Consider the following 21,226-nt stretch of genomic DNA (forward strand, 5'->3'; position numbering starts at 1 on the left):
GAAAGCGCAATGCCCGGAATTAAGGAAATCCGAACCAAGATCAAGAGCGTGCAAAACACGCGCAAGATCACCAAGGCGATGGAAATGGTCGCCGCATCCAAAATGCGCAAGGCGCAGGAACGGATGCGTGCTGGTCGTCCGTACGCCACCAAGGTGCGCGAGATTGCTGCGCACCTGATGCAGGCCAACCCCGAGTACAGCCACCCGTACCTGGTCGAACGCGAAATCAAAGCGGTCGGCGTGGTCATGGTGACGACTGACAAGGGTCTGTGCGGCGGCTTGAACACCAACATCACTCGCGTGACGTTGGGCAAGCTGAAAGAGTTCGAGAAAAACGGCATCGCCGTCCAAGCGACCGCTTTCGGCAACAAGGGCGTGGGTGTGCTGACCCGTATCGGCGCCAAACTGGTTTCCCAGGAAGTGCAACTGGGCGACAAGCCGCAACTGGACCGCCTGCTGGGCGCGATCAAGGTGCAGCTGGACGCCTACCTGGATGGCCGCATCGACGCGCTGTACGTGGCTTCGACCCGCTTCGTCAACACGATGAAGCAGGAGCCGCTGTTCTTGCGCCTGCTGCCGTTGGCGAGCGGTTTGGAAGATCCGTACCAGACGGGTGCTGAAAGCCTGGCCAAGACGTCGGAAGTGAAAACGGATTACAGCTGGGATTACATCTACGAACCCGACGCCCGTAGCGTGATCGATGACCTGCTGCAGCGTTACGTTGAAGGCCTGCTGTACCAAGCCGTGGCCGAGAACATGGCTTCGGAGCAGTCGGCCCGGATGGTCGCCATGAAGGCGGCGTCGGACAACGCCAAGAAGGTCATCGGGGAGCTGCAACTGGTCTACAACAAGACCCGTCAGGCCGCGATCACCAAAGAAATTTCGGAAATCGTAGGGGGCGCTGCCGCCGTTTAAGGCAGGCAGCTCCCATCTAAAGCTATCAAGCAAGGAATCGACATGAGCAACGGAACCATCGTTCAGTGCATCGGCGCCGTGGTGGATATTCAGTTCCCCCGCGATCACATGCCCAAGATTTATGAAGCGCTTACCCTGGCCGACGACGAGTCCTCCTCGTTCGCCGAAAAGGGCCTGACGCTGGAAGTGCAGCAACAGCTGGGCGACGGCGTGGTGCGTACCATTGCGCTGGGCTCCAGCGACGGCCTGCGCCGCGGCATGAAGGTTACCGGCACGGGCGCCCCGATCTCGGTGCCGGTCGGCACCGGCACGCTGGGCCGCATCATGGACGTGCTGGGTCGTCCCATCGACGAAGCCGGCCCGATCCAGCACGAAGAAAAGCGCGGCATCCACCAATCGGCCCCTCGTTTCGACGAACTGTCGCCGTCGGTGGAACTGCTGGAAACCGGCATCAAGGTTATTGACTTGGTCTGCCCGTTTGCAAAGGGCGGCAAGGTCGGCCTGTTCGGCGGCGCCGGCGTGGGCAAGACCGTGAACATGATGGAACTCATCAACAACATCGCCAAGCAGCACAGCGGTTTGTCGGTGTTTGCCGGCGTGGGTGAGCGTACCCGCGAAGGCAACGACTTCTACCACGAAATGGAAGAGTCGAACGTTCTGGACAAGGTCGCGATGGTGTTCGGTCAGATGAACGAACCCCCGGGCAACCGTCTGCGCGTGGCACTGACCGGCCTGACGATGGCCGAGAAGTTCCGTGACGAAGGCCGTGACATCCTGTTCTTCGTGGACAACATCTACCGCTACACCCTGGCCGGTACCGAAGTGTCCGCACTGCTGGGCCGTATGCCGTCGGCCGTGGGCTACCAGCCCACGCTGGCTGAAGAAATGGGCAAGCTGCAAGAGCGCATCACGTCGACCAAGACCGGCTCGATCACCTCGATCCAGGCCGTGTACGTCCCTGCGGACGACTTGACCGACCCGTCGCCTGCCACGACCTTCCAGCATTTGGACTCCACCGTCGTGCTGTCGCGTGACATCGCTTCGCTGGGTATCTACCCGGCCGTGGACCCGCTGGATTCGTCCAGCCGCCAGCTCGACCCGCAAGTCGTTGGCGAAGAGCACTACGCCGTGGCCCGTGGCGTGCAGCAAACGCTGCAGCGCTACAAGGAACTGCGCGACATCATCGCGATTCTGGGCATGGACGAATTGTCGCCGGAAGACAAGCAGGCCGTGGCCCGCGCGCGTAAGATCCAGCGCTTCCTGTCGCAGCCGTTCCACGTTGCTGAAGTGTTCACGGGCTCGCCCGGCAAGTACGTTCCGCTGGCTGAAACCATCCGTGGTTTCAAGATGATCGTGAACGGCGAGTGCGATTCCCTGCCGGAACAGGCCTTCTACATGGTCGGTTCGATCGACGAGGCCTTCGAGAAGGCCAAGAAACTGCAATAAGGAACCGATATGGCTACCCTGCATGTGGATGTCGTCAGCGCAGAGGAAGCGATCTTCTCCGGTGAGGCGAAGTTCGTGGTGCTGCCTGGCGAAGCGGGTGAACTGGGCATTCTGCCCGGCCACACCCCGCTGATTTCGCGCATACGCCCCGGGACGGTCAAGATCGTTCGTGCCGACCAAGGCGAGGAAAACATCTTCGTCGCCGGGGGCATTCTGGAAGTGCAGCCGGGCAGCGTGACGGTCCTGGCCGACACGGCGATTCGTGCCGCCGACCTGGACGAAGCCCGTGCCGTGGAAGCGCGCAAGCGCGCCGAAGAGGCCCTGGCCAATGCCAAGGACAAGGCCGACATCGCGGTTGTCGAAGCTGAACTCGCCATGCTGGCTGCACAAGCCATCGCGGCGCGCAAGCTGCGCCAAGGCGGCCGGTCGCACTAAGCGGTTTGTTTGCCCGCCGGGGTTCGCCCCGGACTTGAAAAAAGCGGCCCACGGGCCGCTTTTTTCATGCACTTGCGGTGCCCACGGACTCGGTAAGCCGGTAGCGGATTTGCGTTCGCTACGAATGGCCGGCCGGTTTTTGCAACAGTAGCCTTCAACTTTAGGCAGCCGCCTGAGGATGAACGCGTGCGAGAAACCACCGATTGCGGGGTGTTGCTCACCCCTGGCCATGAAACCGCCATGCGCGACTGGGTCGCGCGCGGCCAACCCCGCCTGGCGCGGGTCCGGCTGCATCTGGTGCCGCTGCGCAACGCCGTTGCCTTGGGTGGCGCTGCCTCCGGCAGCGGGTTGGCGGACGGCGCCGGGGCGCCACCCGGCGATGTCTCAAGCCGCACGCCCGACGGGCCGGACATCCATGCGCTGGCCCGGCTGGCGGTGAGGCTGCGTCGTTACGATCACTGCATCCTGCCCGTCGCACCCGCCTCGCTGGCCTGGACCCGCATGGCGCTGCAGCAGGCAGGCGGCGCGCTCGCCACGCCGGTGCTGCTGTTCGTCCACGATATGACTGCGCCGGCCATCGAAGATCTGCTTGCGCTGGGCGCGGCCGATTTCATGACGGCGCCGTACTGCCTGGAAAGTCTCAGAGTGCGCCTGGGGCGGCTGGCCCGCCGAACCCCTTGGGGCCCGCCATCCGCGCAATTGGCGGAAACCGCCCCGGTGTATCCGGCGGGTGTGCGCGAGCCCGGCCTTGCGCATCCCGAGCGGCGGCCCCGTGTGCCGCGGCAGGTGCTGCATCAAGGCTTGGCCGGGCTGCGCCACCAGGCGGACCGCAGCGCGCACGAGCCTTTCCGCCAAGCCAAGGCGCGGGTGGTGGATGGCTTTGAATCCGATTACATCCGCTTGGCGTTGGCGCGCCACCAGGGCAACGTCGCGCGGGCGGCCCGCGCATCCAGCAAGCACCGGCGGGCGTTCTGGGCGCTGATGCGCAAGCACGGCATCGACGCTGCGCCTTACCGCCGCCGGGCCGAGCGCGATGACACCTAGCGGCCGGGCCTGACTGTAGCGAAAGCGTCCGCCTTTGCGCCGCGGCAAGACGCTCGTGTGCGGGCGGACACGCCCTGTCAGCTTGGGGCAGTAAAATCACGGCTTCCGATCATCGAGGATAGTCGTGTCCGCTGCCGTCTTGAAGAACGATGTGTTCTTGCGCTCGCTCTTGCGCGAGCCCGTGCCCTACACCCCCATCTGGCTCATGCGCCAGGCGGGTCGCTATCTGCCCGAATACCGCGAAACACGCGCCCGGGCCGGTTCCTTCATGGGCCTGGCTCAGAATCCGGACTACGCCTCGGAAGTCACCCTGCAGCCGCTCGCGCGTTACGACCTGGATGCGGCGATCCTGTTTTCCGACATCCTGACCGTGCCGCACGCCATGGGCCTGGGCCTGGACTTCGCCGAAGGCGAGGGCCCGCGCTTTGCCCGCCCGGTGCGCACCGAAGAAGACGTGGCGCGCCTGGCCGTGCCCGACATGGACAAGCTGCGCTATGTGTTCGACGCAGTGTCCACCATCCGCCGCGACCTGGACGGCAAGGTGCCGCTGATCGGCTTTGCCGGCAGCCCCTGGACCATCGCCTGCTACATGGTCGAAGGCCAGGGCAGCGACGACTACCGCCTGATCAAGACGCTGATGTACTCGCGTCCGGACCTGCTGCACCGCATCCTTGAAATCAACGCCGAGGCCACGCTGCAGTACCTGAACGCGCAGATCGCGGCGGGCGCGCAGGCCGTGATGCTGTTCGACAGTTGGGGCGGCGTGCTAGCCGATGGCCTGTTCCAGCAGTTTTCGCTGGCCTACACCCGCAAGGTCGTGGCCGGCTTGACGCGCGAGCATGAAGGACGCCGTGTCCCGTCCATTGTCTTCACCAAGGGCGGCGGCCAATGGCTCGAAGCCATCGCGGCCTGCGGCAGCGACGCGGTAGGGCTGGACTGGACGGTGGACCTGGCGGCCGCGCGCCGCCGCACCGGCGATTCGGTCGCGTTTCAGGGCAATCTGGATCCCATGGCGTTGTTCGGCGGCGCGTCCGCCATCCGCGCCGAAGCCCGCCGGGTGCTGGATGCGTTCGGCCCGGTCGGCAAGGGCGGCCACGTGTTCAACCTGGGCCATGGCATTTCGCGGTTCACGCCGCCGGAAGCGGTAGCCGAATTGGTCGACGAAGTCCACCAACACAGCCGTTCGCTGAGAGGGTAAGTGAGTGAACGCTTCGGTCCTTAGGGCCGAAGTTTGAGGCCCCCGGCGGGCACTTGTGCACAGCAAGATTACGCTTGGGGAAAACCCTCTAGAAGCTTGTTTACAATCTTGGAAGTTTGTATAAGTTATTGTTTTTAATGGAATAAAATAGGTTTTCAACAGATTTGCAAGAGTTGATGCAATCTTGCCTTATTCCAATTTTTAACGTTGCTCCAGCCTTTTCCCCAAAGTTATCCACAGGCGGGGGCTGGAGCCGCCGACCGGCTTGGCGCGACAATGGCCCTGGGCCTGCGTACCGGCCCGGCCTTGTCTTCTCCCGCCACCGATGATCCCGGCCGCCCCGGGCCTGCCCAGTCAATGTTCCGTTTCGTACCCCATGTCTGAAGTCCCCGCGCTGGTCGAATCCACGCCGGCCGAGCCGGCGGCGACCTGCTGGGTGCGTGTCGCGCTCGACGTGCCGCTGCCCGGCCCGTTCGACTATCGCCACCATGCCCCCATCACGGCGGGCTTGCGGGTGATCGTGCCGTTCGGCCGGCGCAAGCTGATCGGGGTGGTGGTGGATAACCCGGCCGAACCGTCCTTCGATCCCAAGCAGATCAAGCGGGTCGAAGAGGTGCTGGAAGACCTGCCGCCATTCGACGACGATTGGCTGCGCCTGGCGCGCTTTGCCGCCGACTACTATCAGCGGCCGTTGGGCGAGGTGATGCTGCCGACGTTGCCGCCGCCGCTGCGTAAACCCACGGCATACCAGGGCAAGCGCTCGGCGGGCGGTCCGGTGGCGCGGCTGGACGCGCGCAAGCGCAAGACCGCGCGTGCCGCCGCGACGGCAGACCAGCCCCCCGAACTGAACGAGGCGCAGCAGACCGCGGTCGACACCATTGCGGGGCTGACGCGCTTCAAGCCGGTGCTGCTGTACGGCGTGACCGGTAGCGGCAAGACCGAGGTCTATCTGCGCGCCGCCGAAAAAGTGCTGGCCGCGGGCCGCCAGGTGCTGCTGATGGTGCCGGAAATCAACCTGACGCCCCAGCTGGAAGGCGCGCTGCGCGCCCGGCTGGAAAGCCTGGTGGGCGCCGACGGCCTGGCGGTGATGCACAGCGGGCTGTCCGACGGTGAGCGCTTGCAGGCGTGGTCGCGGGCGCAGCGCGGGCAGGCGCGCATGTTGCTGGGCACGCGCATGTCGATTTTTGCGCCCATGAGCGAGCTGGGCCTGATCGTGGTGGACGAAGAGCACGACGCGTCCTACAAGCAGCAGGACGGCCTGCGCTATTCGGCGCGCGATCTGGCGGTATGGCGTGCGCACGACCTGGATATTCCGGTGGTGCTGGGGTCGGCCACGCCCTCGCTGGAAACCTGGCAGCACGCCGAGCGCGGCCGCTACCTGCGCCTGGCCTTGCCGGCCCGGGCGCGGTCCACCACCTTGCCGTCGATGAAGCTGGTGGACACCCGCCGGCTGCAGATGAAGCACGGCATGTCGCCGCAGTTGCTGGAGGCGATCGGCGAGCGGCTGGCGAACAAGGAACAGTCGCTGATCTTCCTGAACCGGCGCGGGTTTGCGCCGGTGCTGCATTGCCAGTCCTGCGGCTGGGTCAGCAATTGCCCGCGTTGCACGGCCTTCACGGTGCTGCACCGGGCCGGCCGCGGCCACCGGTTGCAATGCCATCATTGCGGCTATCAGGCGCCGGTGCCGCACGCCTGTCCCGAATGCGGCGACCAGGACCTGGCGCCGATGGGGCGCGGCACGCAGCGGGTGGAAGAACACCTGGCCGAGCTGTTTCCCGAGGCCCGCATCCTGCGCATCGACGCCGACAGTACCCGCAAGAAGGGCAGCGCCGAGGCCCTGTTCGCCTCGGTACATGCGGGCGAGGTCGACATCCTGGTGGGCACGCAGATGGTGGCCAAGGGCCACGACTTCGCCAGGCTTGGCCTGGTCGGGGTGCTGAACCCGGACTCGGCGCTGTTCGCGCACGATTTCCGTGCGCCCGAACGCCTGTTCGCCCAGTTGATGCAGGTGGCGGGACGGGCGGGACGCCACCAGGGCAACGGCCAGGTGATTATCCAGACCGGCTACCCGGAGCAGCCCGTGTACCAGGCGCTGCTGCGCCACGACTACGCGGGTTTTGCCCGCCATGCCTTGCACGAGCGCGAAAGCACGGGCCTGCCGCCGTTCGCCTACCAGGCGCTGCTGACGGCCGAGGCGCGCGAGCTGGCGGTGGCGCAGGCTTTCCTGCAGCAGGCGCGCGCCTTGCCCGAGGGCGAGTGGGCGGCCGATTTTCCGGGGCTGGACGCAGTCATGCTGTACGACCCGGTGCCGCTGCGCGTGGTGCGGGTGGCCAATGTCGAACGTGCCCAGCTGCTGGTCGAAAGCACCAGCCGCCCGGCATTGCAGGCGTTCCTGGCGTCGTGGTCGCACCACCTGCCGTATCTGGCCAACGAAGCCCGCGTGCGCTGGCAACTGGAGGTCGATCCTCTGGAAATCTGACGGCGGCGGCCTCGGCGCTGCCCACCTGATTGCTCTATGATCGATTCCCTTTCCCCGAGTCCCCATGTCCGCAAGCGAACCCATAGGCCACGGCCTGAATCCCGCGCAGAAAGAAGCCGTGCTGTACCTGGACGGCCCCTGCCTGGTGCTGGCCGGCGCCGGCAGCGGCAAGACGCGCGTGATCACCCAGAAGATCGCATACCTGCTGCGCGAGTGCGGCTACATGGGCCGCAACGTGGTGGCGCTGACCTTCACCAATAAGGCCGCGCGCGAGATGGACGAGCGCGTCAAGACGCTGGTGGATCGCAAGCTGGGCAAGGGTCTGACCATCAGCACCTTTCACTCGCTGGGCGTGAAGCTGCTGCGTGAAGAGGCCCGCAACGCCGGACTCAAGCCCACGTTTTCCATCCTGGACGCCGACGACGCCATGGCGATCATCCAGGAGCTGCTGGCCACCACCGACAAGGGCCGGCTGCGCCATGTGCAGGGCATCATCTCGCTGTGGAAGAACGCGCTGATGGACCCGGACGACGCCGCGCGCGAGGCCATCACGCCAGGCGACGTCGAGGCCGCCAACGTCTATCGCAGCTACGCCGCCACGCTGGCCGCCTACCAGGCGGTGGACTTCGACGACCTGATCCGCATTCCGGCCATCCTGCTGGCCAACAACGAAGACGTGCGCACGCGCTGGCAGAACCGCGTGCGCTACCTGCTGGTGGATGAATACCAGGACACCAACGTGTGCCAGTACCGCCTGGTGCAACTGCTGACCGGGCCGCGCGCCATGTTCACCGCGGTGGGCGACGACGACCAGGCCATCTACGCCTGGCGCGGCGCCACCATCGAGAACCTGGCCAAGCTCACCACCGACTACCCGAACCTGAAGCTGATCAAGCTGGAGCAGAACTACCGCTCGGTCCAGCGCATCCTGGCGGCGGCCAACCAGGTGATCGAGAAGAACCCCAAGCTGTTCGACAAGAAGCTGTGGTCGGACCTGGGCGTGGGCGAACCGATCCTGGTGTCGGCGATGGATGGCGAAGAGCAGGAAGCCGAATCCATCGCCATGAAGATCTCGGCCTCGCGCTTCGAGCGCCAGGCGCAATGGAAGGATTTCGCCATCCTGTATCGCGGCAACCACCAGTCGCGCATCCTGGAGCAGGCGCTGCGCAACCTGAAGATTCCGTACACGATCTCGGGCGGACAGAGCTTTTTCGACAAGGCCGAAGTGCGCGACGTGCTGGCCTACCTGCGCTTGCTGGCCAACGACGAGGACGATCCGGCGTTCATCCGCGCCGCCACGACGCCCAAGCGCGGCATCGGCCAGGCGACCCTGCAGACGCTGGGCCAGTACGCGGCCAGCCGCGAGCTGTCGATGCTGGCCGCGGTGGAAGAGACCGGCCTGGAAAGCCAGCTGGCCCCGCGCCAGCTGGAACCCCTGCGCACGTTCACCGAATTCATCCGCCGCATGCAATGGCGCGCCGGCCGCGGCGCCACGTCGGGCAAGGACGGTGCGCCCGCCGAGCCGGCCGGCGTCATCCTCGACGACCTGGTGCAGGCGATCCAGTACGAACGTCACCTGTTCGAGCTGTTCGACGAGCGCCCCGCGCAGACGCGCTGGCAGAACGTGCTGGAACTGACCGGCTGGCTCAAGCGCAAGGCCGAAGAGGACAACATGTCGCTGTTCGACCTGGTGCAGCACGTGGCGCTGGTCACCATGCTGGACCGCGGCGAGGACGAAGAGCCGGACGCGGTCAAGATGTCGACGCTGCATGCGTCCAAGGGGCTGGAGTATCCGCACGTGTACCTGGCCGGCGTCGAAGAAGGCCTGCTGCCCCACCTGGGCAAGGACGACGAAGACGGCGATCCGGCGCGGGCGGCCGAAAACCTGGCCACGCGCATCCAGGAAGAGCGCCGGCTGATGTACGTGGGCATCACGCGGGCGCAGCGCAGCCTGAATCTCAGCTGGTGCAAGCGCCGCCGCCGGGCGCGCGAAGACGTGGTGCGCGAACCGTCGCGCTTCATCGAGGAAATGGGGCTGGATGACCCGACGGTGCAGGAAGACGAGACCACGGCCGCCATGAACCCCAAAGAGCGCATGGCCATGCTCAAGGCGTTGCTCAAGAAGTAGCGCCGCAATAAATTACATGACGGAGGCCGGCTTCAGGGGCTATACCTGCCGCTTTGCACCATGGCGCTATCCATGAAGGACGACGTTCGATATCAACCGGTGCCTGGCACGCCGGGCTTGGTGCTGGGCGTGGCGCGCCTGTCCGAATTCGAGTTCGACCGCCATTACCACGTCGATTACCACATCGGCCTGGTGACCCAGGGCGTGCAGCGCCAGACCTTTCGCGGCCAGAGCATCCTGCTGGGGCCGGGCGCCGTCGCCTTGATGCCGCCGGGCGAGATCCACGACGGCACGGGCGTGGACGACTACGGCCATTCCTACACGCTGAAGACCTTCCGCATGGCGCCCGACTTGATGCGCGGTTTCCTGGCCGAGGTGTCGGGCGCCGCGCCGGACGAACGCTTCCTGGGTACCTTGATCGAGGACGCGGGGCTGGCCACGCGGTTCGTGGCGCTGCACGCGTCATGGATGGCGGGCGCGGCCGCCGGCCCGCTGGCGCACGAGTCCGCCTCGCTGGCGCTGATGGGCGCGCTGTTCGCGCGCACCGGCGCGGTGGCGCGGCAGGATATCCGTGGCGGCCTGTCGGCGGCGCACACGCGCACGGTGCTGGATTACTGCCAGGCCCACCTGGGCGACAAGATCGGCCTGGAAGACCTGGCGCGGTTATGCGGCCTGAGCCGCTACCAGTTCCTGCGGCGTTTCGCGCTGACGGTGGGCCTGACGCCGCACGCCTGGCTGACGCGTCTGCGGCTGGAGCGGGCCTGCGCCGTGCTGGCCCGCGCGCCCGCGTCGATCGCCCAGGTCGCCGCCGACGTGGGTTTTTACGACCAGAGCCATTTCAACCGCGCTTTCCGCACGGCCTATGGCGTGCCGCCATCGGCCTACCGGCGCGCGGCCTGACCCCTATTGCAACTGGGCGCGCAGCGCCGCCAGGAAATGGTCCACATCCTGTTCGCGGGTGGCGAACGAGGTGACCAGGCGCACCACGCCGGGGCCCCAGCGGTCGTGATAGAAGAGAAAGCCTTGCGCCAGCAGACCCTGGATAGCCGCGGCAGGCAGGTGGCAGAACAGGATGTTTGCCTGCGCCGGGCCTTGTGTAAGCACGCCGGGCAGGCCGGCCATGCCCGCGGCCAGGCGGGCCGCCATGGCGTTGGCCTGGCGCGCATTGCGCAGCCACAGGCCGTCATCCAGGTAGGCTTCCATCTGGGCCGACAGCAACCGCATCTTCGAAAACAGATGACCACCGCGCTTGCGCCGGTAGGCCAGCTCGGTCGCCAGGCCGGGCTCGAACAGCACGATAGCTTCGGCGCCCAGCACGCCGTTCTTGGTGGCGCCGAACGACAGCGCCGTGACGCCGGCCTTCCAGGTCATCTCGGCGGGCGTGCAGCCCAGGCTGACCAGCGCATTCGCAAAGCGCGCGCCGTCCATGTGCAGCGGCAGGCCGGCCTCGCGGCAGATGCCGCTGATCGCGGCGATCTCATCCAGCGTGTAGACGCTGCCGGTTTCGGTGGCCTGGGTGATGCTGACGCAGGCAGGCTGCATCGAATGCACGTCGCCAGCCTTGCGGCGCACCTCGACCGCAAGCTGCGCCGGGTCGATCTTGGCGGCCTCGCCGTCCAGCAGCGTCAGGCGCGCGCCGGCGGTGTAGAACTGCGGCGCGCCGCATTCGTCGTTGGCGATGTGGCTTTGCGCATGGCATAGCACGCTGCCCCAGGGCGGGGTCAGCGCCGACAGCGCCAGCGAATTGGCCGCCGTGCCGGTAGGCACCAGCAGCACGTCGACCTCGCGCTCGAAAATTTCACTCAGTTGCCGCGCGACGCGCTGGCTGCCGTCATCGGCGCCATAGGGCTGGGCCTGTCCCTCATTGGCGCGCAGCAGCGCATCCAGGACTTGCGGGCTGGCGCCGGCGATGTTGTCGCTGGAAAAACCCAGCTGCGGTAGGGATGGGGTCGGGGTGTCCAAGGCAAGGCTCTCTGGCGGATACGGCGGAATTGCACTATGCCGTGGCCGCCGCAGGCGGGCTTGTAGAAAATTGCACGCGGCTTACACTGGGACGGTCCCGTACCGCCCCGCGCCGGGCTTGCCTTGAAGGAGCGCATCATGTGCCGCTGGCTGGCTTATACCGGTAGTCCCCTGCAAATGGAGAGCGTGCTGTTCAAGGCCAAGCACTCTCTGATCGACCAGAGCCTGCATGCGCGCATGAGCGTCACCACCACCAATGGCGACGGCTTCGGCCTGGGCTGGTACAGCCAGGCACGGGGCGGCCCGAGCCAGGACGGTCAACCCCGGGATGCCCTGGCCCGCCAAGAGCCGCCGTTCCGTTATCGCAGCGTGCATCCGGCCTGGAACGACCGCAACCTGCGCGAAGCCGCGCGCGCCATCCACGCGCCGCTGTTCGTGGCTCACATCCGCGCCGCCACCGACACGCCGGCCCAGGAAACCAATTGCCATCCGTTCCGCCACGGCAACTGGCTGTTCGTGCACAACGGCGTCATCCGCGACTATCCGCTGCTGCGGCGCGATCTGATGCTGATGATCGCGCCCAGCTATTTCGGTTCGCTGGAAGGGTCGACCGATTCCGAGGTGATGTTCCTGCTGGCGCTGACCTTCGGCCTGGAAGAAGACGCGCTGCCGGCGCTGGCGCGCATGGTCGGCGCGGTGGAGGAGACCGGCCGGCGCCATGGGGTGGCCCAACCCATCAACATGACGATCTGCGCGCTGGACGGCGAGCGCCTGATCGCGGTGCGCTATTCCAGTGAAGGCGAATCACGCACGCTGTTCCACAACACTTGCCTGCACCATCTGCGCCAGCTGTATCCCGACGATCCGCAGATCGCGGCGCTGGACGATGATGCCTTCCTGCTGCTGTCCGAACCGTTGACCGAGATGCCGGGGGCCTGGGAAGAGGTGCCCGAGGCCACCGCCATCATCGCCGCGCGCGGCCGGGTCGAGCACTACCCGTTCGTGCCGGTGGCGCCGGGCGCCTGAATGCCGTAACGCGGCGCAGGCGCGTTGTGCGACAGCAGCGGCCCCAAGGCCTGGCGCGCATCCTCCAGGCGCTGCCACAGGCCGGGATCGGCCAGGGCCGGAATCGTGACGAACTCGCCCTGGTCCAGGCCGGCCAGCGCCGCTTGCACCATGTCGTCGGCGCTCATCACGATGCCTGCCGGCAGTTCGCTGGCCGGTTTGCCCGCCAGGTCCCAGAACTCGGTGCCGGTGGCCCCGGGCAGCACGGCCTGGATGCGCAAGCCCTTGTCCGCCAGCTCGTGACGCAGCGATTGCGAATAGCCCAGCACATAGGCCTTGCTGGCACCGTAGACGCCATTGAGCATTTCGGGATGCAGCGCCACGATCGATGCGATGTTGATCAGCGTGCCGTGGCCGCGCGCAACGAAGCCGGGCACGACGGCCATGGTCAGGCGGGTCAGGGCGGTGACGTTCAGGTCGATCATGGCCTGCATCTGGGCGGGGTCGGATTGCAGCAACGGCGCGACGGACCCGATGCCCGCGTTGTTCACCAGCATGGTCAGCGTCGTGTCGTCACGCAGTTCCTGTTCGACGCGCGCTAGATCCGGGGCGTTGGACAGGTCGGCGACCCGCACGCGCACGTCACGGCCGGTGTCGGCGCGCAGGCGGCCGGCCAGGGCTTCCAGCCGGTCGGCATTGCGCGCCACCAGTGTCAGGTCATGGCCGCGCCGTGCCAGGTGATGCGCGTAGCGCGCACCGATGCCGGCCGAGGCGCCGGTGATCAGCGCGCGGCCAGGGGTAGTGTTGTCGAGGGTATTGCTCATTGCGGACTCCAAGGGGGAAGGCGGCCAGCGCCGCCGGTACGCTTGCAGAGTAGAATCGGAGTGGAATATCCTCAATGACATAGAAGCGTCTTTTTAGGACATTCGGCCGAGCCGGACGGTCCAGAGCTTGCGCAAGGCGCTATTTCGTATTGACGGGCTTAGCCATGAAAACAATCGCGATCGTGTTGCACCCCGGTTTCCAGGTCCTGAGCCTGGCGGCCGGCACCGTTTTCGAAACGGCCAACATGCACACCGGCACGGAGGAATACCGGGTGCTGCTGGTGTCCGAGCACGGCGGGCCGGTGCCCAGCTCGCAAGGCTTCGCGGTGGATTCCGTCAAGCTGGGACGGCTTGCGGTTGACACGCTGATCGTGGCGGGCGACAACACCGGCGAAGGCGGCTCTGATGGCCTGCTGCGCGCCTTGCGCGCCGCCAGCCGCCGCGTCCGGCGCTGCGCCGCGATGTGCACCGGCGCCTTCATCCTGGCACGGGCGGGCCTGCTGGAAGGCCGCCGCGTCACCACCCATTGGCACTTCGCGCGGCGCCTGCAGCGCGAGTATCCCGGGCTGCAGGTGGACGAAGACCGCATCTACGTGGCCGACGGCCCCATGTGGACTTCAGCGGGCATGAGCGCGGGCGTCGATCTGGCGCTGGCCATGGTGGAGGCGGACCTGGGGGCGGACGTGGCCCGCATGGTGGCGCGCAAACTGGTGCTGACGCAGCGCCGCGCGGGCGGCCAGTCGCAGTATTCGGCGCTGCTGGAACTGGATGCCAAGTCCGATCGGGTGCAGACGGCGCTGGCCTACGCCCGCGCCAACCTGAAGGCCGAACTGTCGGTCGAGGAACTGGCCCGCGCCGCCCACCTGAGCCCGCGCCAGTTCAGCCGCGTGTTCCGGCAGGAAACCGGCCAGTCGCCGGCCAAGGCTGTCGAACACCTGCGGCTGGAGGCCGCGCAGGGCATGATGCAATCGGGCCGCCATCCCGCCGAGGTCGTCGCGCGCGAAACCGGCTTCGGCGACCGCGATCGCATGCGCAAGGCCTTTCTGCGCGCATTCGGCCAATCGCCGCAGGCGATGCTGCGGGTGATGCGCGCCTGACCCGGTTATTGCCCAACCGCCCGCTAAAACGGGGTCATCAAGCACGCTTTGCCGATATGGGGGAGAATGCGTATCGCATGACTTTGCGACGTTCCTGGGCCGCGAAAGCACCCCGATTCCAATAAGGAAGTTGCATGACTGATGAAAGAACCCCGCAGGCCCCCGACGCATTGGCGGTGTTTGCCGACACGGGGAGCACCCCGGATTGCTTTGAGCTGCACGAGCGCGGCATCGTCCGCCAGCAAGACGGCGAGCGCCGCTACACCGCTTTTGCCGACATCTCCGACCTGTATCTGTCTGCCCCCGGCCCGCAAACCGGCCCCGACGGCATCGACCGCTTCGCCTACCGCAGCCGCGCCGAACCCGGCTGGACCCTGGTGCCGGGCAACATCGCCGAATTTCCCCGCTTCATGGACGCGTTCCGCTCGCGCCTGGTCGACCAGCGCCTGCCGGTGCTGGAAGCCAAGCTGGCCGACGGCGCGAAGGTGGCGTTCCGCACGCTGGATGGCGGCGATTTCCCCGACCTGACCACACGCGAACTGGCCCTGTCGGCCGAAGGCCTGCACATCGGTGCCAACACCTGGCCGTACGAATCGCTGCAACGCATCGACCTGAACGACTGGACCGAAACGGTCAGCCTGAGTACCGACGACGGCGCTACGGTGTTCTCGTGCCCCGCAGCGCGCATCCTCAGTTCGGACCTGTTCGTCAACCTGGTGTACGACCGCCTGGGTGAAACGGCGCAAGCAGCATCGGCCTGACGGCCTGGATGCCTCTGGCGTCACACACCAGGCGCATAGCGCAATCTCCGAAGCATCAAGGGCCGCGAAAGCGGCCCTTGTGTCATGGGGGCGCGGCGTTCGCCGCGCGGATCAATGGCCCGTATGCAGGGCCGGGTTGAGCGTGCCCCAGGCCGCCGTGCGCACCAGTGTTTCGACCGCGCCGGTCTGCGAGTTACGGCGGAATAGCAGCCCATGCTGGCCGGCCAATTCGACGGCCTTGACCACGGCCCCTTCGGGCGTGAGCACGCGCGTGCCGGCAGTGACATAGCAACCCGCCTCGACGACGCAGTCATCGCCCAACGAGATGCCGATGCCCGAGTTGGCGCCGAGCAGGCAGCGCTTGCCGATGGCGACGACCTGTTTGCCGCCACCAGACATGGTGCCCATGATGGACGCGCCGCCGCCCACGTCGGTGCCGTCATCGACGATGACCCCCGCGCTGATGCGGCCTTCGACCATGGAGGCCCCCAGGGTGCCGGCATTGAAGTTGCAGAAGCCTTCGTGCAGCACGGTGGTGCCCGCCGCCAGATGCGCACCCAACCGCACCCGCGCGGTATCGGCAATACGCACGCCGGCCGGCACGACGTAGTCGGTCATGCGCGGAATCTTGTCGACGCCCCGGATTTCCAGGACCTGGCCAGTCGCCCGCAATTGCCAACGCAAGGCCTCGACCTGATCGACAGCGCAAGGCCCGACCGAGGTCCAGGCCACATTGGCCAACACATTGAACAAGCCATCCAGGTTGGCGCCGTGCGGCCGGATGAGCCGATGGCTGAGCAGATGCAGGCGCAGATAGGCATCATGGGCATCAACCGGCGGGGCATCGAGCGAAGCGATGGCGGTGCGCACGGCAACGATATCGACTTTCCGACGCGTATCGCGGCCAAGAGACGTCGGCACATGTTCGCCAAGGGCGGCGCGCGCTTCTTCAGGCGTCAGGTGGCGAGTGCCGCCGGCGGGGGAGTTGTCGGCCAGGGAAGGGCGCGGATACCACGTATCAAGAACGGTGCCGTCGGCGGCAATGGTGGCTAGGCCGTAGGCGATGGCGCTGGTTTGAGTGGCTTGGGACATGGTGCTTGCTGAGTGTTGTTGTGGTTTTTTTTGGGGTTTCTCTTGGGGGAATATTCTAGGCCAGGTTTGTTGGGGGGCGTGCTGGTGTTTGCGTTTTGCGGCTCGAGTTGTTCTTCGTAGGTCGCCCGTCGTGCAGGGCTTCGTGGCAGCGGGCGCCCACGATTGCGGTCCGGCGCGCGGGCGCCGGACTACCCCGTTGTCATCCTCGTCCGCCTTCGGCTCCCTACGGATTCCCTCGGGCGCATCGAGGTTGCCCGCTGCCACGAAGCCCTGCACGACGGGCTACGCGTGTCTGGGTCCGTTGCGCTGCTAGACCTGTGGTCAGGGCATGAAATCTGCAGGGTCGCCAAGCCGTGGCCGCGCGGGCGGCCACGTTTGGCATTTGGGTTGCTGACTGTGGTGGGGGTGCGCTTCGCGCTGGTGGGGAGCGGTTTTCTAATGGTTGCTCTGTCAGGGGGGAGGGGCGGTGATGGGCGGCGCGGCAGGCACTGGCTTGCGCATGCAGACCGTCTCGCGCGCCGCCCATCGGGCGCTGGAGACTTTGTTGGAATCTACGGCATCCGCGCCGCTAGAAGGCCGGTGCCAATCGGATGCTGCTTTATTGGTGATCAAAACATGGCAGGCACTCAAAGCGACAGGCACTAAGAGCACGACAGATACTCATAGCACGACCCGCACTCAAAGCACGACAGGCATTCAAAGCACACACGCTCACCGCAGGCGCGAGAGCGGCATCCGTTTACGCAAGACACCGCGTAAGCCTCGTAAGGCCGCCCGCGCGGCCGGCACGAGGCGGGCACCGCACCCTCCTCCAACCCCCTTTGATGGTGACTAGCATGCCAAGCACACTGACCGCCCCAGAGGCCGTAAGTAATGCACATCAAGAGCGCGTGGCGGGGCAGGCGGGTGAGGGCGGGGCGTGTAGATGCGCCCGGCGGAATCCGAAGGAACCGCCGAAGGCGGTGACGAGGATGAGCACGGGGCAGTCCGGAGCGAAGGCTCCGGACCGCAATCGTAGCCCCGCCCTCACCCGCCTGCCCCGTCACGCGCGGCTTAAGAACGGCAACGCCCAAAAGAACCCAAAAAAGCCCAATAAGTTCGCCAGAACTTAAACCCCACCCTCATATCCCTGCTGCCTCCAAGCCTCAAACACCGTCACCGCCACCGCATTAGAAAGATTCAAGCTCCGTTGCCCCGCCCGCATAGGCAACCGCAACCGCTGCTGCGGCGCAAACATCGCCTGATGTTCCTCGGACAACCCGGCGGTCTCCCGCCCGAACACAAACACATCCCCCGGCTCGAACCGGATGTCCCCCACGCTGCGCTGCGCCTGCGTCGTCAATGCGTAGATATGCGAAGGCGCCGCCCCGGTATCGGCCAGCGCCTCTTGCAAGGTGTCGTGCACCCGCACCGGCTGCCACTCGTGATAATCCAACCCCGCCCGCCGCATGCGGGCATCGTCCAGCTCGAACCCCAGCGGGCGCACCAGATGCAGCTGGGCGCCCGTATTGGCGCACAAACGGATGGCATTGCCCGTGTTGGGCGGAATCTCGGGGCAAACGAGGATGACGTGGAACATGCGGAATGGCCGGAAAACGTTGAAAGACTTGCGGCCGATGCGGGCCGCGCATAGCGGGATTGTCGCCGATTTGCGCTAGGCAACCTGCGGCGTGCGCGCCGCCACCAGTACCGTCACGCTGGCCGCGCCCGCCGCCCGCAACGCCTTGGCCGCCGCCTGCGCCGTGCTCCCGGTAGTCATCACGTCGTCCACCAGCCCGACATGGCGCCCCGACAGATCCCGCGCGCAATGGAACACCCCCGCCGCCCCGCTTAGCCGGGCACGGCGCCCCAGCGCCGTTTGCCGAGGCGTGTCGCGTCGTCGCCGAAGCGCCGTGCAGGTCAAGGGCAGCGCCAACTGCGCCGCCAGGCCGCGCGCGATCTCGGCCGCCGGGTTCATGCCGCGGCGGCGCAGCGACGCCCGGCTGGACGGCACCGGGATCAGCAGCATGCCCGGTGGCGTCGCCTCCTGCCGCCGCACCGCCTGCGCCAACAGCCGCGCCAGCACCGGCGCCGCGCTCAGCCGCAACTGCGTCTTGAGCTGGCTGATCAGCGTATCGGCCGGGGGTTCGTAGTCGAAAGCCGCGATGGTCCGCGTGTACGCCCGCGGCGGCCCCAGGCAAGCCACGCAATGCGGCGCGGCCAGGCCCAACCGCAATGCGCAGCAGGGGCAGCGCGGCACGGACGGATCGCCCGCCACGTCCGCCTCGCAACCCTCGCACAGCCTGGCGCCCCGCACCCGCGCCCCGCACAGCGGGCAATCACAAGGGACGCGGGCGAACAGCCCCCGCCCCATGGCCAGTAGGGACAATCGGCGGTGACCGCCCGGATGCGCAATAATGTCTGTCATTGCCCAATGAAATCATGATCCGCCCGCGGCCTCGGCCCGAGCGCGACCGAAATGTCTCTGCCAGCACCCGCCACCCCGCCCTCGCTTCCTCTCGTTGCCGCCGACGTGCCGCGGCAGTTCGCCCGCCGCGGCGATCTGTCCGACGCCCAGTTCCTGTATGGCGAGGTCGCCCGCCGCATGCTCGGCAGGCTGCAGTACATTCGCGTGCAGCCGCAAGCCCTGCTGGACGCCGGCTGCGGCGCCGGCGACAACCTGGCCCTGCTGCGCGAACGCTATGCCGACGCCGCCTACACCGGCCTGGACAACTGCGAGGCATTGCTGGACATCGCCCGCAAGCGCCACACCCCGGGCGGCCTGTCCGCCTGGATCGGCAAACTGGCGCGGCGTGGCCCCGCCACCGAATTCGTCAACGCCGACCTGGCCGCGACCGGCCTGGCGCCCGAGTCGCTCGAGCTGGTGTGGTCGAACCTGGCCATGCACTGGCATCGCGAACCCCATGCCGTGCTGGCCGAGTGGCGCCGCATCCTGAAGGTGGGCGGCCTGGCGATGTTCTCCTGTCTGGGGCCGGCCACGCTGCGCGAACTGCGCCGGGCGCTGGACGACGCCGGCCTGCGCACCGCCACGCCGGCGTTCGTGGACATGCACGATTTTGGCGACCTGCTGGTGGAAAACGGCTTTGCGGACCCGGTGATGGACCAGGAAATCCTGACCCTGACCTACCGCAGCCCGGAAAAGCTGCTGCAGGACGTGCGCGCCCTGGGCGGCAACCCCGCCGAGGGGCGACGCGGCGGCCTGGTCGGACGCGGTTGGCGCGATCGCCTGTGCGCAGCGCTGGAAGCCCAGCGCCGTCCGGATGGCGTCATCGCCCTGAGCATCGAAGTGGCCTATGGCCATGCTTGGCGCGCCGCGACGCATCGCGGCATCGCTGGCGAAACCCGCTTGTCGGTCAGCGCCATCGGCGGCCGCCAGCGCGGCACGCCCTGACGCGGCGCATGAAAAAAGGCTGCCTACCAGCAGCCTTTTTTCTTAATGCAGCCGTTCCGGCGGCGCCGTCACCCCCGGTTCCGCCGCCGATAGCGGCTGCATGGGTTCGGAGTTGGCCCGGATGCGCCGCCGCAACACCGCGGTGGGTTCGGCCGGCGCGGCGGCCTGAGGCGCCTCGCCACGCCAGGCGTGCGACATCGACTCCACCACCAGCGGCAGGTCACGCAGGCGATGGAACTGGCTGCGCAGCCAGCGCGCGTCGTTGCCGCTGCGCATGGCTTCGTCGCGCAGCGCGGCAATCATGTCGCCCGTGCCCAGCTCTTCGGCCACCGGCATCAGCCGCTGGAACAGCGCGCGCAGGTGGTCGATCAGGCGGGTACGCTGGCCGTCCGGCGTGACGTAGCTGCCCTGCAGGCCAAAGCGGCAAGCCTGGAAGTGATTGCTGCGATAGGACAGCCAGGCCTTATCGCTGGGCTCGTCCTCACGCATCAGCAGCACCGACAAGGCCTGGGCGAACGCGGCGAGCTGGCAGGCGCGCTCCACGGTCAGCGGCGTATCGCAGACGCGGATTTCCACCGTGCCGAATTCGGGCTTAGGGCGAATGTCCCAATACAGGTCCTTGATGCTCTCGGCCAGACCGTAGGCGCGCAGTTGCGACAGGTGGGCCTCGAACTGGTACCAGTCCTTGACCTCGGGCGGCATGTGGCCGGCCAGCGGGAAGCTGTTGACCGCGTTCAGGCGCGAGCACGAGAACAGCGTATCCACGCCCTCGCAGTACGGTGACGAAGCAGACAGCGCAATAAAGTGCGGCACATAGGGTGACAGACGGCGTAACAGCTTGATGGCGTCGTCGCCGCTTTTCACGCCCAGGTGGATGTGCTGGCCGAACACCGTAAATTGACGCGCCAAGTAACCATACATTTCAGCCAGGTACTGAAAGCGCGGGGTATCCGAGATGGAGCGCTCTTGCCAGCGCATGAAGGGGTGGGCGCCACCGCCCGCCACCGAAACGCCGACGGCATCCGCCGCTTCGACCAGGGCGTCGCGCATCTCGCGCATTTCGGCCAACAAGCCCATCGGGTGCTCGTGCACCGAGGAATTCAGTTCGATCATGGACCGCGTGATTTCCGGTTTGACGCGGTCGGCAATGGGGTGGTTGGCCATTTGGGCCAGCAGCTCGTCTGATGCAGCGGTAAGGTCAAAACTGCGGGGGTCGATCAGTTGCAGCTCGAGTTCGATGCCCAGGGTGTTGGGGGCCGACGAAATGAACGGGATCTGTTCCATCTCGGACTCCTTCGAATGTGGGATGAGGGGGTGCACCGTTCGACCTTGAAGCCCGGCAACTTCCCGGGGGGCGCTAGACGGCGGCTTGTGAATGCATAATAGCCGCAGGTTTGTGGCAAAACGATTGAAAATCGTGACATTTGTGTGCAACATCGCGAAGCAATC

At 66.6% G+C, this 21,226-nt stretch carries 18 protein-coding genes; 12 read left to right on the forward strand and 6 right to left on the reverse strand.

Annotation, left to right across the window (positions count from 1 at the left end; translation table 11 throughout):
* Positions 1 to 9 precede the first annotated feature (9 nt).
* The 8 genes from atpG to A9974_RS16645 all read left to right on the forward strand — a co-directional run bounded on the left by atpG (position 10) and on the right by A9974_RS16645 (position 10,545).
* On the forward strand, positions 10 to 915 hold the full coding sequence (gene atpG, locus A9974_RS16610; RefSeq protein ID WP_183005272.1) for a F0F1 ATP synthase subunit gamma: 906 nt from the start codon (positions 10 to 12) through the stop codon (positions 913 to 915).
* Positions 916 to 957: 42 nt separating this feature from the next.
* The gene (atpD, locus tag A9974_RS16615) at positions 958 to 2,361 is read left to right on the forward strand and encodes a F0F1 ATP synthase subunit beta (RefSeq protein ID WP_183005273.1); all 1,404 of its coding nucleotides are present in this window, start codon (positions 958 to 960) and stop codon (positions 2,359 to 2,361) included.
* A gap of 9 nt (positions 2,362 to 2,370) precedes the next feature.
* Complete coding sequence (locus tag A9974_RS16620; RefSeq protein ID WP_183005274.1) at positions 2,371 to 2,796, forward strand: F0F1 ATP synthase subunit epsilon; 426 nt, start codon at positions 2,371 to 2,373, stop codon at positions 2,794 to 2,796.
* Positions 2,797 to 2,982: 186 nt separating this feature from the next.
* On the forward strand, positions 2,983 to 3,840 hold the full coding sequence (locus A9974_RS16625) for a helix-turn-helix domain-containing protein (protein ID WP_370539641.1): 858 nt from the start codon (positions 2,983 to 2,985) through the stop codon (positions 3,838 to 3,840).
* 124 nt (positions 3,841 to 3,964) lie between these two features.
* Positions 3,965 to 5,038, forward strand: coding sequence for a uroporphyrinogen decarboxylase (hemE, locus tag A9974_RS16630; RefSeq protein ID WP_183005275.1), 1,074 nt, complete (start codon positions 3,965 to 3,967; stop codon positions 5,036 to 5,038).
* Between the two features lie 376 nt (positions 5,039 to 5,414).
* The gene (locus A9974_RS16635; protein ID WP_183005276.1) at positions 5,415 to 7,517 is read left to right on the forward strand and encodes a primosomal protein N'; all 2,103 of its coding nucleotides are present in this window, start codon (positions 5,415 to 5,417) and stop codon (positions 7,515 to 7,517) included.
* A 64-nt stretch (positions 7,518 to 7,581) separates the two neighbouring features.
* Positions 7,582 to 9,645 (forward strand): UvrD-helicase domain-containing protein, encoded by a 2,064-nt coding sequence (locus A9974_RS16640; protein WP_183005277.1) that lies wholly within the window; start codon positions 7,582 to 7,584, stop codon positions 9,643 to 9,645.
* A 72-nt stretch (positions 9,646 to 9,717) separates the two neighbouring features.
* The gene (locus tag A9974_RS16645) at positions 9,718 to 10,545 is read left to right on the forward strand and encodes an AraC family transcriptional regulator (RefSeq protein WP_183005278.1); all 828 of its coding nucleotides are present in this window, start codon (positions 9,718 to 9,720) and stop codon (positions 10,543 to 10,545) included.
* A 3-nt stretch (positions 10,546 to 10,548) separates the two neighbouring features.
* Here A9974_RS16645 and A9974_RS16650 read toward each other — a convergent pair whose 3' ends face one another.
* Entirely contained in the window at positions 10,549 to 11,607 is a 1,059-nt protein-coding gene (locus A9974_RS16650) for a low specificity L-threonine aldolase (protein ID WP_183005279.1), read from the reverse strand.
* Positions 11,608 to 11,745: 138 nt separating this feature from the next.
* On the opposite strand from A9974_RS16650, the gene A9974_RS16655 reads away from it, so the two are divergent.
* Positions 11,746 to 12,633 (forward strand): class II glutamine amidotransferase, encoded by an 888-nt coding sequence (locus A9974_RS16655; protein ID WP_183005280.1) that lies wholly within the window; start codon positions 11,746 to 11,748, stop codon positions 12,631 to 12,633.
* Here the strand turns inward: A9974_RS16655 and A9974_RS16660 are convergent.
* Entirely contained in the window at positions 12,600 to 13,436 is an 837-nt protein-coding gene (locus tag A9974_RS16660; RefSeq protein ID WP_183005281.1) for an SDR family oxidoreductase, read from the reverse strand. The genes A9974_RS16655 and A9974_RS16660 overlap by 34 nt on opposite strands.
* Positions 13,437 to 13,600: 164 nt before the next feature.
* Here A9974_RS16660 and A9974_RS16665 point away from each other — a divergent pair, with 164 nt between their 5' ends.
* Both A9974_RS16665 and A9974_RS16670 read left to right on the forward strand, forming a co-directional pair.
* Positions 13,601 to 14,533 carry a GlxA family transcriptional regulator gene (locus A9974_RS16665; RefSeq protein ID WP_183005282.1) on the forward strand — a complete coding sequence of 311 codons (933 nt, stop codon included), beginning with the start codon at positions 13,601 to 13,603 and terminating at the stop codon, positions 14,531 to 14,533.
* Positions 14,534 to 14,667: 134 nt separating this feature from the next.
* Complete coding sequence (locus tag A9974_RS16670) at positions 14,668 to 15,294, forward strand: hypothetical protein (RefSeq protein WP_183005283.1); 627 nt, start codon at positions 14,668 to 14,670, stop codon at positions 15,292 to 15,294.
* A gap of 111 nt (positions 15,295 to 15,405) precedes the next feature.
* On the opposite strand, the gene dapD is transcribed toward A9974_RS16670, so the two are convergent.
* From dapD to A9974_RS16685, 3 genes are all read right to left on the reverse strand, one after another.
* Positions 15,406 to 16,386 carry a 2,3,4,5-tetrahydropyridine-2,6-dicarboxylate N-succinyltransferase gene (gene dapD, locus A9974_RS16675; protein WP_183005284.1) on the reverse strand — a complete coding sequence of 327 codons (981 nt, stop codon included), beginning with the start codon at positions 16,384 to 16,386 and terminating at the stop codon, positions 15,406 to 15,408.
* 1,108 nt (positions 16,387 to 17,494) lie between these two features.
* Positions 17,495 to 17,965: a tRNA (cytidine(34)-2'-O)-methyltransferase gene (locus tag A9974_RS16680; protein WP_183005285.1), complete on the reverse strand. Its 471-nt coding sequence runs from the start codon at positions 17,963 to 17,965 to the stop codon at positions 17,495 to 17,497.
* 75 nt (positions 17,966 to 18,040) lie between these two features.
* The gene (locus A9974_RS16685) at positions 18,041 to 18,793 is read right to left on the reverse strand and encodes a phosphoribosyltransferase family protein (protein WP_370539642.1); all 753 of its coding nucleotides are present in this window, start codon (positions 18,791 to 18,793) and stop codon (positions 18,041 to 18,043) included.
* 51 nt (positions 18,794 to 18,844) lie between these two features.
* Between A9974_RS16685 and A9974_RS16690 the strand changes: the two genes are divergently transcribed.
* Entirely contained in the window at positions 18,845 to 19,777 is a 933-nt protein-coding gene (locus tag A9974_RS16690; RefSeq protein WP_183005286.1) for a methyltransferase domain-containing protein, read from the forward strand.
* Between the two features lie 42 nt (positions 19,778 to 19,819).
* Here the strand turns inward: A9974_RS16690 and A9974_RS16695 are convergent, their stop codons facing one another.
* Positions 19,820 to 21,061: a YbdK family carboxylate-amine ligase gene (locus A9974_RS16695; protein ID WP_183005287.1), complete on the reverse strand. Its 1,242-nt coding sequence runs from the start codon at positions 21,059 to 21,061 to the stop codon at positions 19,820 to 19,822.
* Positions 21,062 to 21,226 lie beyond the last annotated feature (165 nt).

This window comes from Achromobacter sp. UMC71, from assembly GCF_014170305.1.
In the GTDB taxonomy this organism is placed as follows: domain Bacteria; phylum Pseudomonadota; class Gammaproteobacteria; order Burkholderiales; family Burkholderiaceae_B; genus Achromobacter.

Coding starts and splice junctions, on each gene's coding strand:
- A9974_RS16665 (WP_183005282.1), top strand. CDS start 13,601: ATGAAAACAATCGCGATCGTGTTGCACCCCGGTTTCCAGGTCCTGAGC.
- atpD (WP_183005273.1), top strand. CDS start 958: ATGAGCAACGGAACCATCGTTCAGTGCATCGGCGCCGTGGTGGATATT.
- A9974_RS16635 (WP_183005276.1), top strand. CDS start 5,415: ATGTCTGAAGTCCCCGCGCTGGTCGAATCCACGCCGGCCGAGCCGGCG.
- A9974_RS16655 (WP_183005280.1), top strand. CDS start 11,746: ATGTGCCGCTGGCTGGCTTATACCGGTAGTCCCCTGCAAATGGAGAGC.
- A9974_RS16690 (WP_183005286.1), top strand. CDS start 18,845: ATGTCTCTGCCAGCACCCGCCACCCCGCCCTCGCTTCCTCTCGTTGCC.
- A9974_RS16695 (WP_183005287.1), bottom strand. CDS start 21,061: ATGGAACAGATCCCGTTCATTTCGTCGGCCCCCAACACCCTGGGCATC.
- A9974_RS16680 (WP_183005285.1), bottom strand. CDS start 17,965: ATGTTCCACGTCATCCTCGTTTGCCCCGAGATTCCGCCCAACACGGGC.
- A9974_RS16620 (WP_183005274.1), top strand. CDS start 2,371: ATGGCTACCCTGCATGTGGATGTCGTCAGCGCAGAGGAAGCGATCTTC.
- A9974_RS16670 (WP_183005283.1), top strand. CDS start 14,668: ATGACTGATGAAAGAACCCCGCAGGCCCCCGACGCATTGGCGGTGTTT.
- A9974_RS16660 (WP_183005281.1), bottom strand. CDS start 13,436: ATGAGCAATACCCTCGACAACACTACCCCTGGCCGCGCGCTGATCACC.
- dapD (WP_183005284.1), bottom strand. CDS start 16,386: ATGTCCCAAGCCACTCAAACCAGCGCCATCGCCTACGGCCTAGCCACC.
- A9974_RS16685 (WP_370539642.1), bottom strand. CDS start 18,793: ATGACAGACATTATTGCGCATCCGGGCGGTCACCGCCGATTGTCCCTA.
- A9974_RS16640 (WP_183005277.1), top strand. CDS start 7,582: ATGTCCGCAAGCGAACCCATAGGCCACGGCCTGAATCCCGCGCAGAAA.
- atpG (WP_183005272.1), top strand. CDS start 10: ATGCCCGGAATTAAGGAAATCCGAACCAAGATCAAGAGCGTGCAAAAC.
- A9974_RS16645 (WP_183005278.1), top strand. CDS start 9,718: ATGAAGGACGACGTTCGATATCAACCGGTGCCTGGCACGCCGGGCTTG.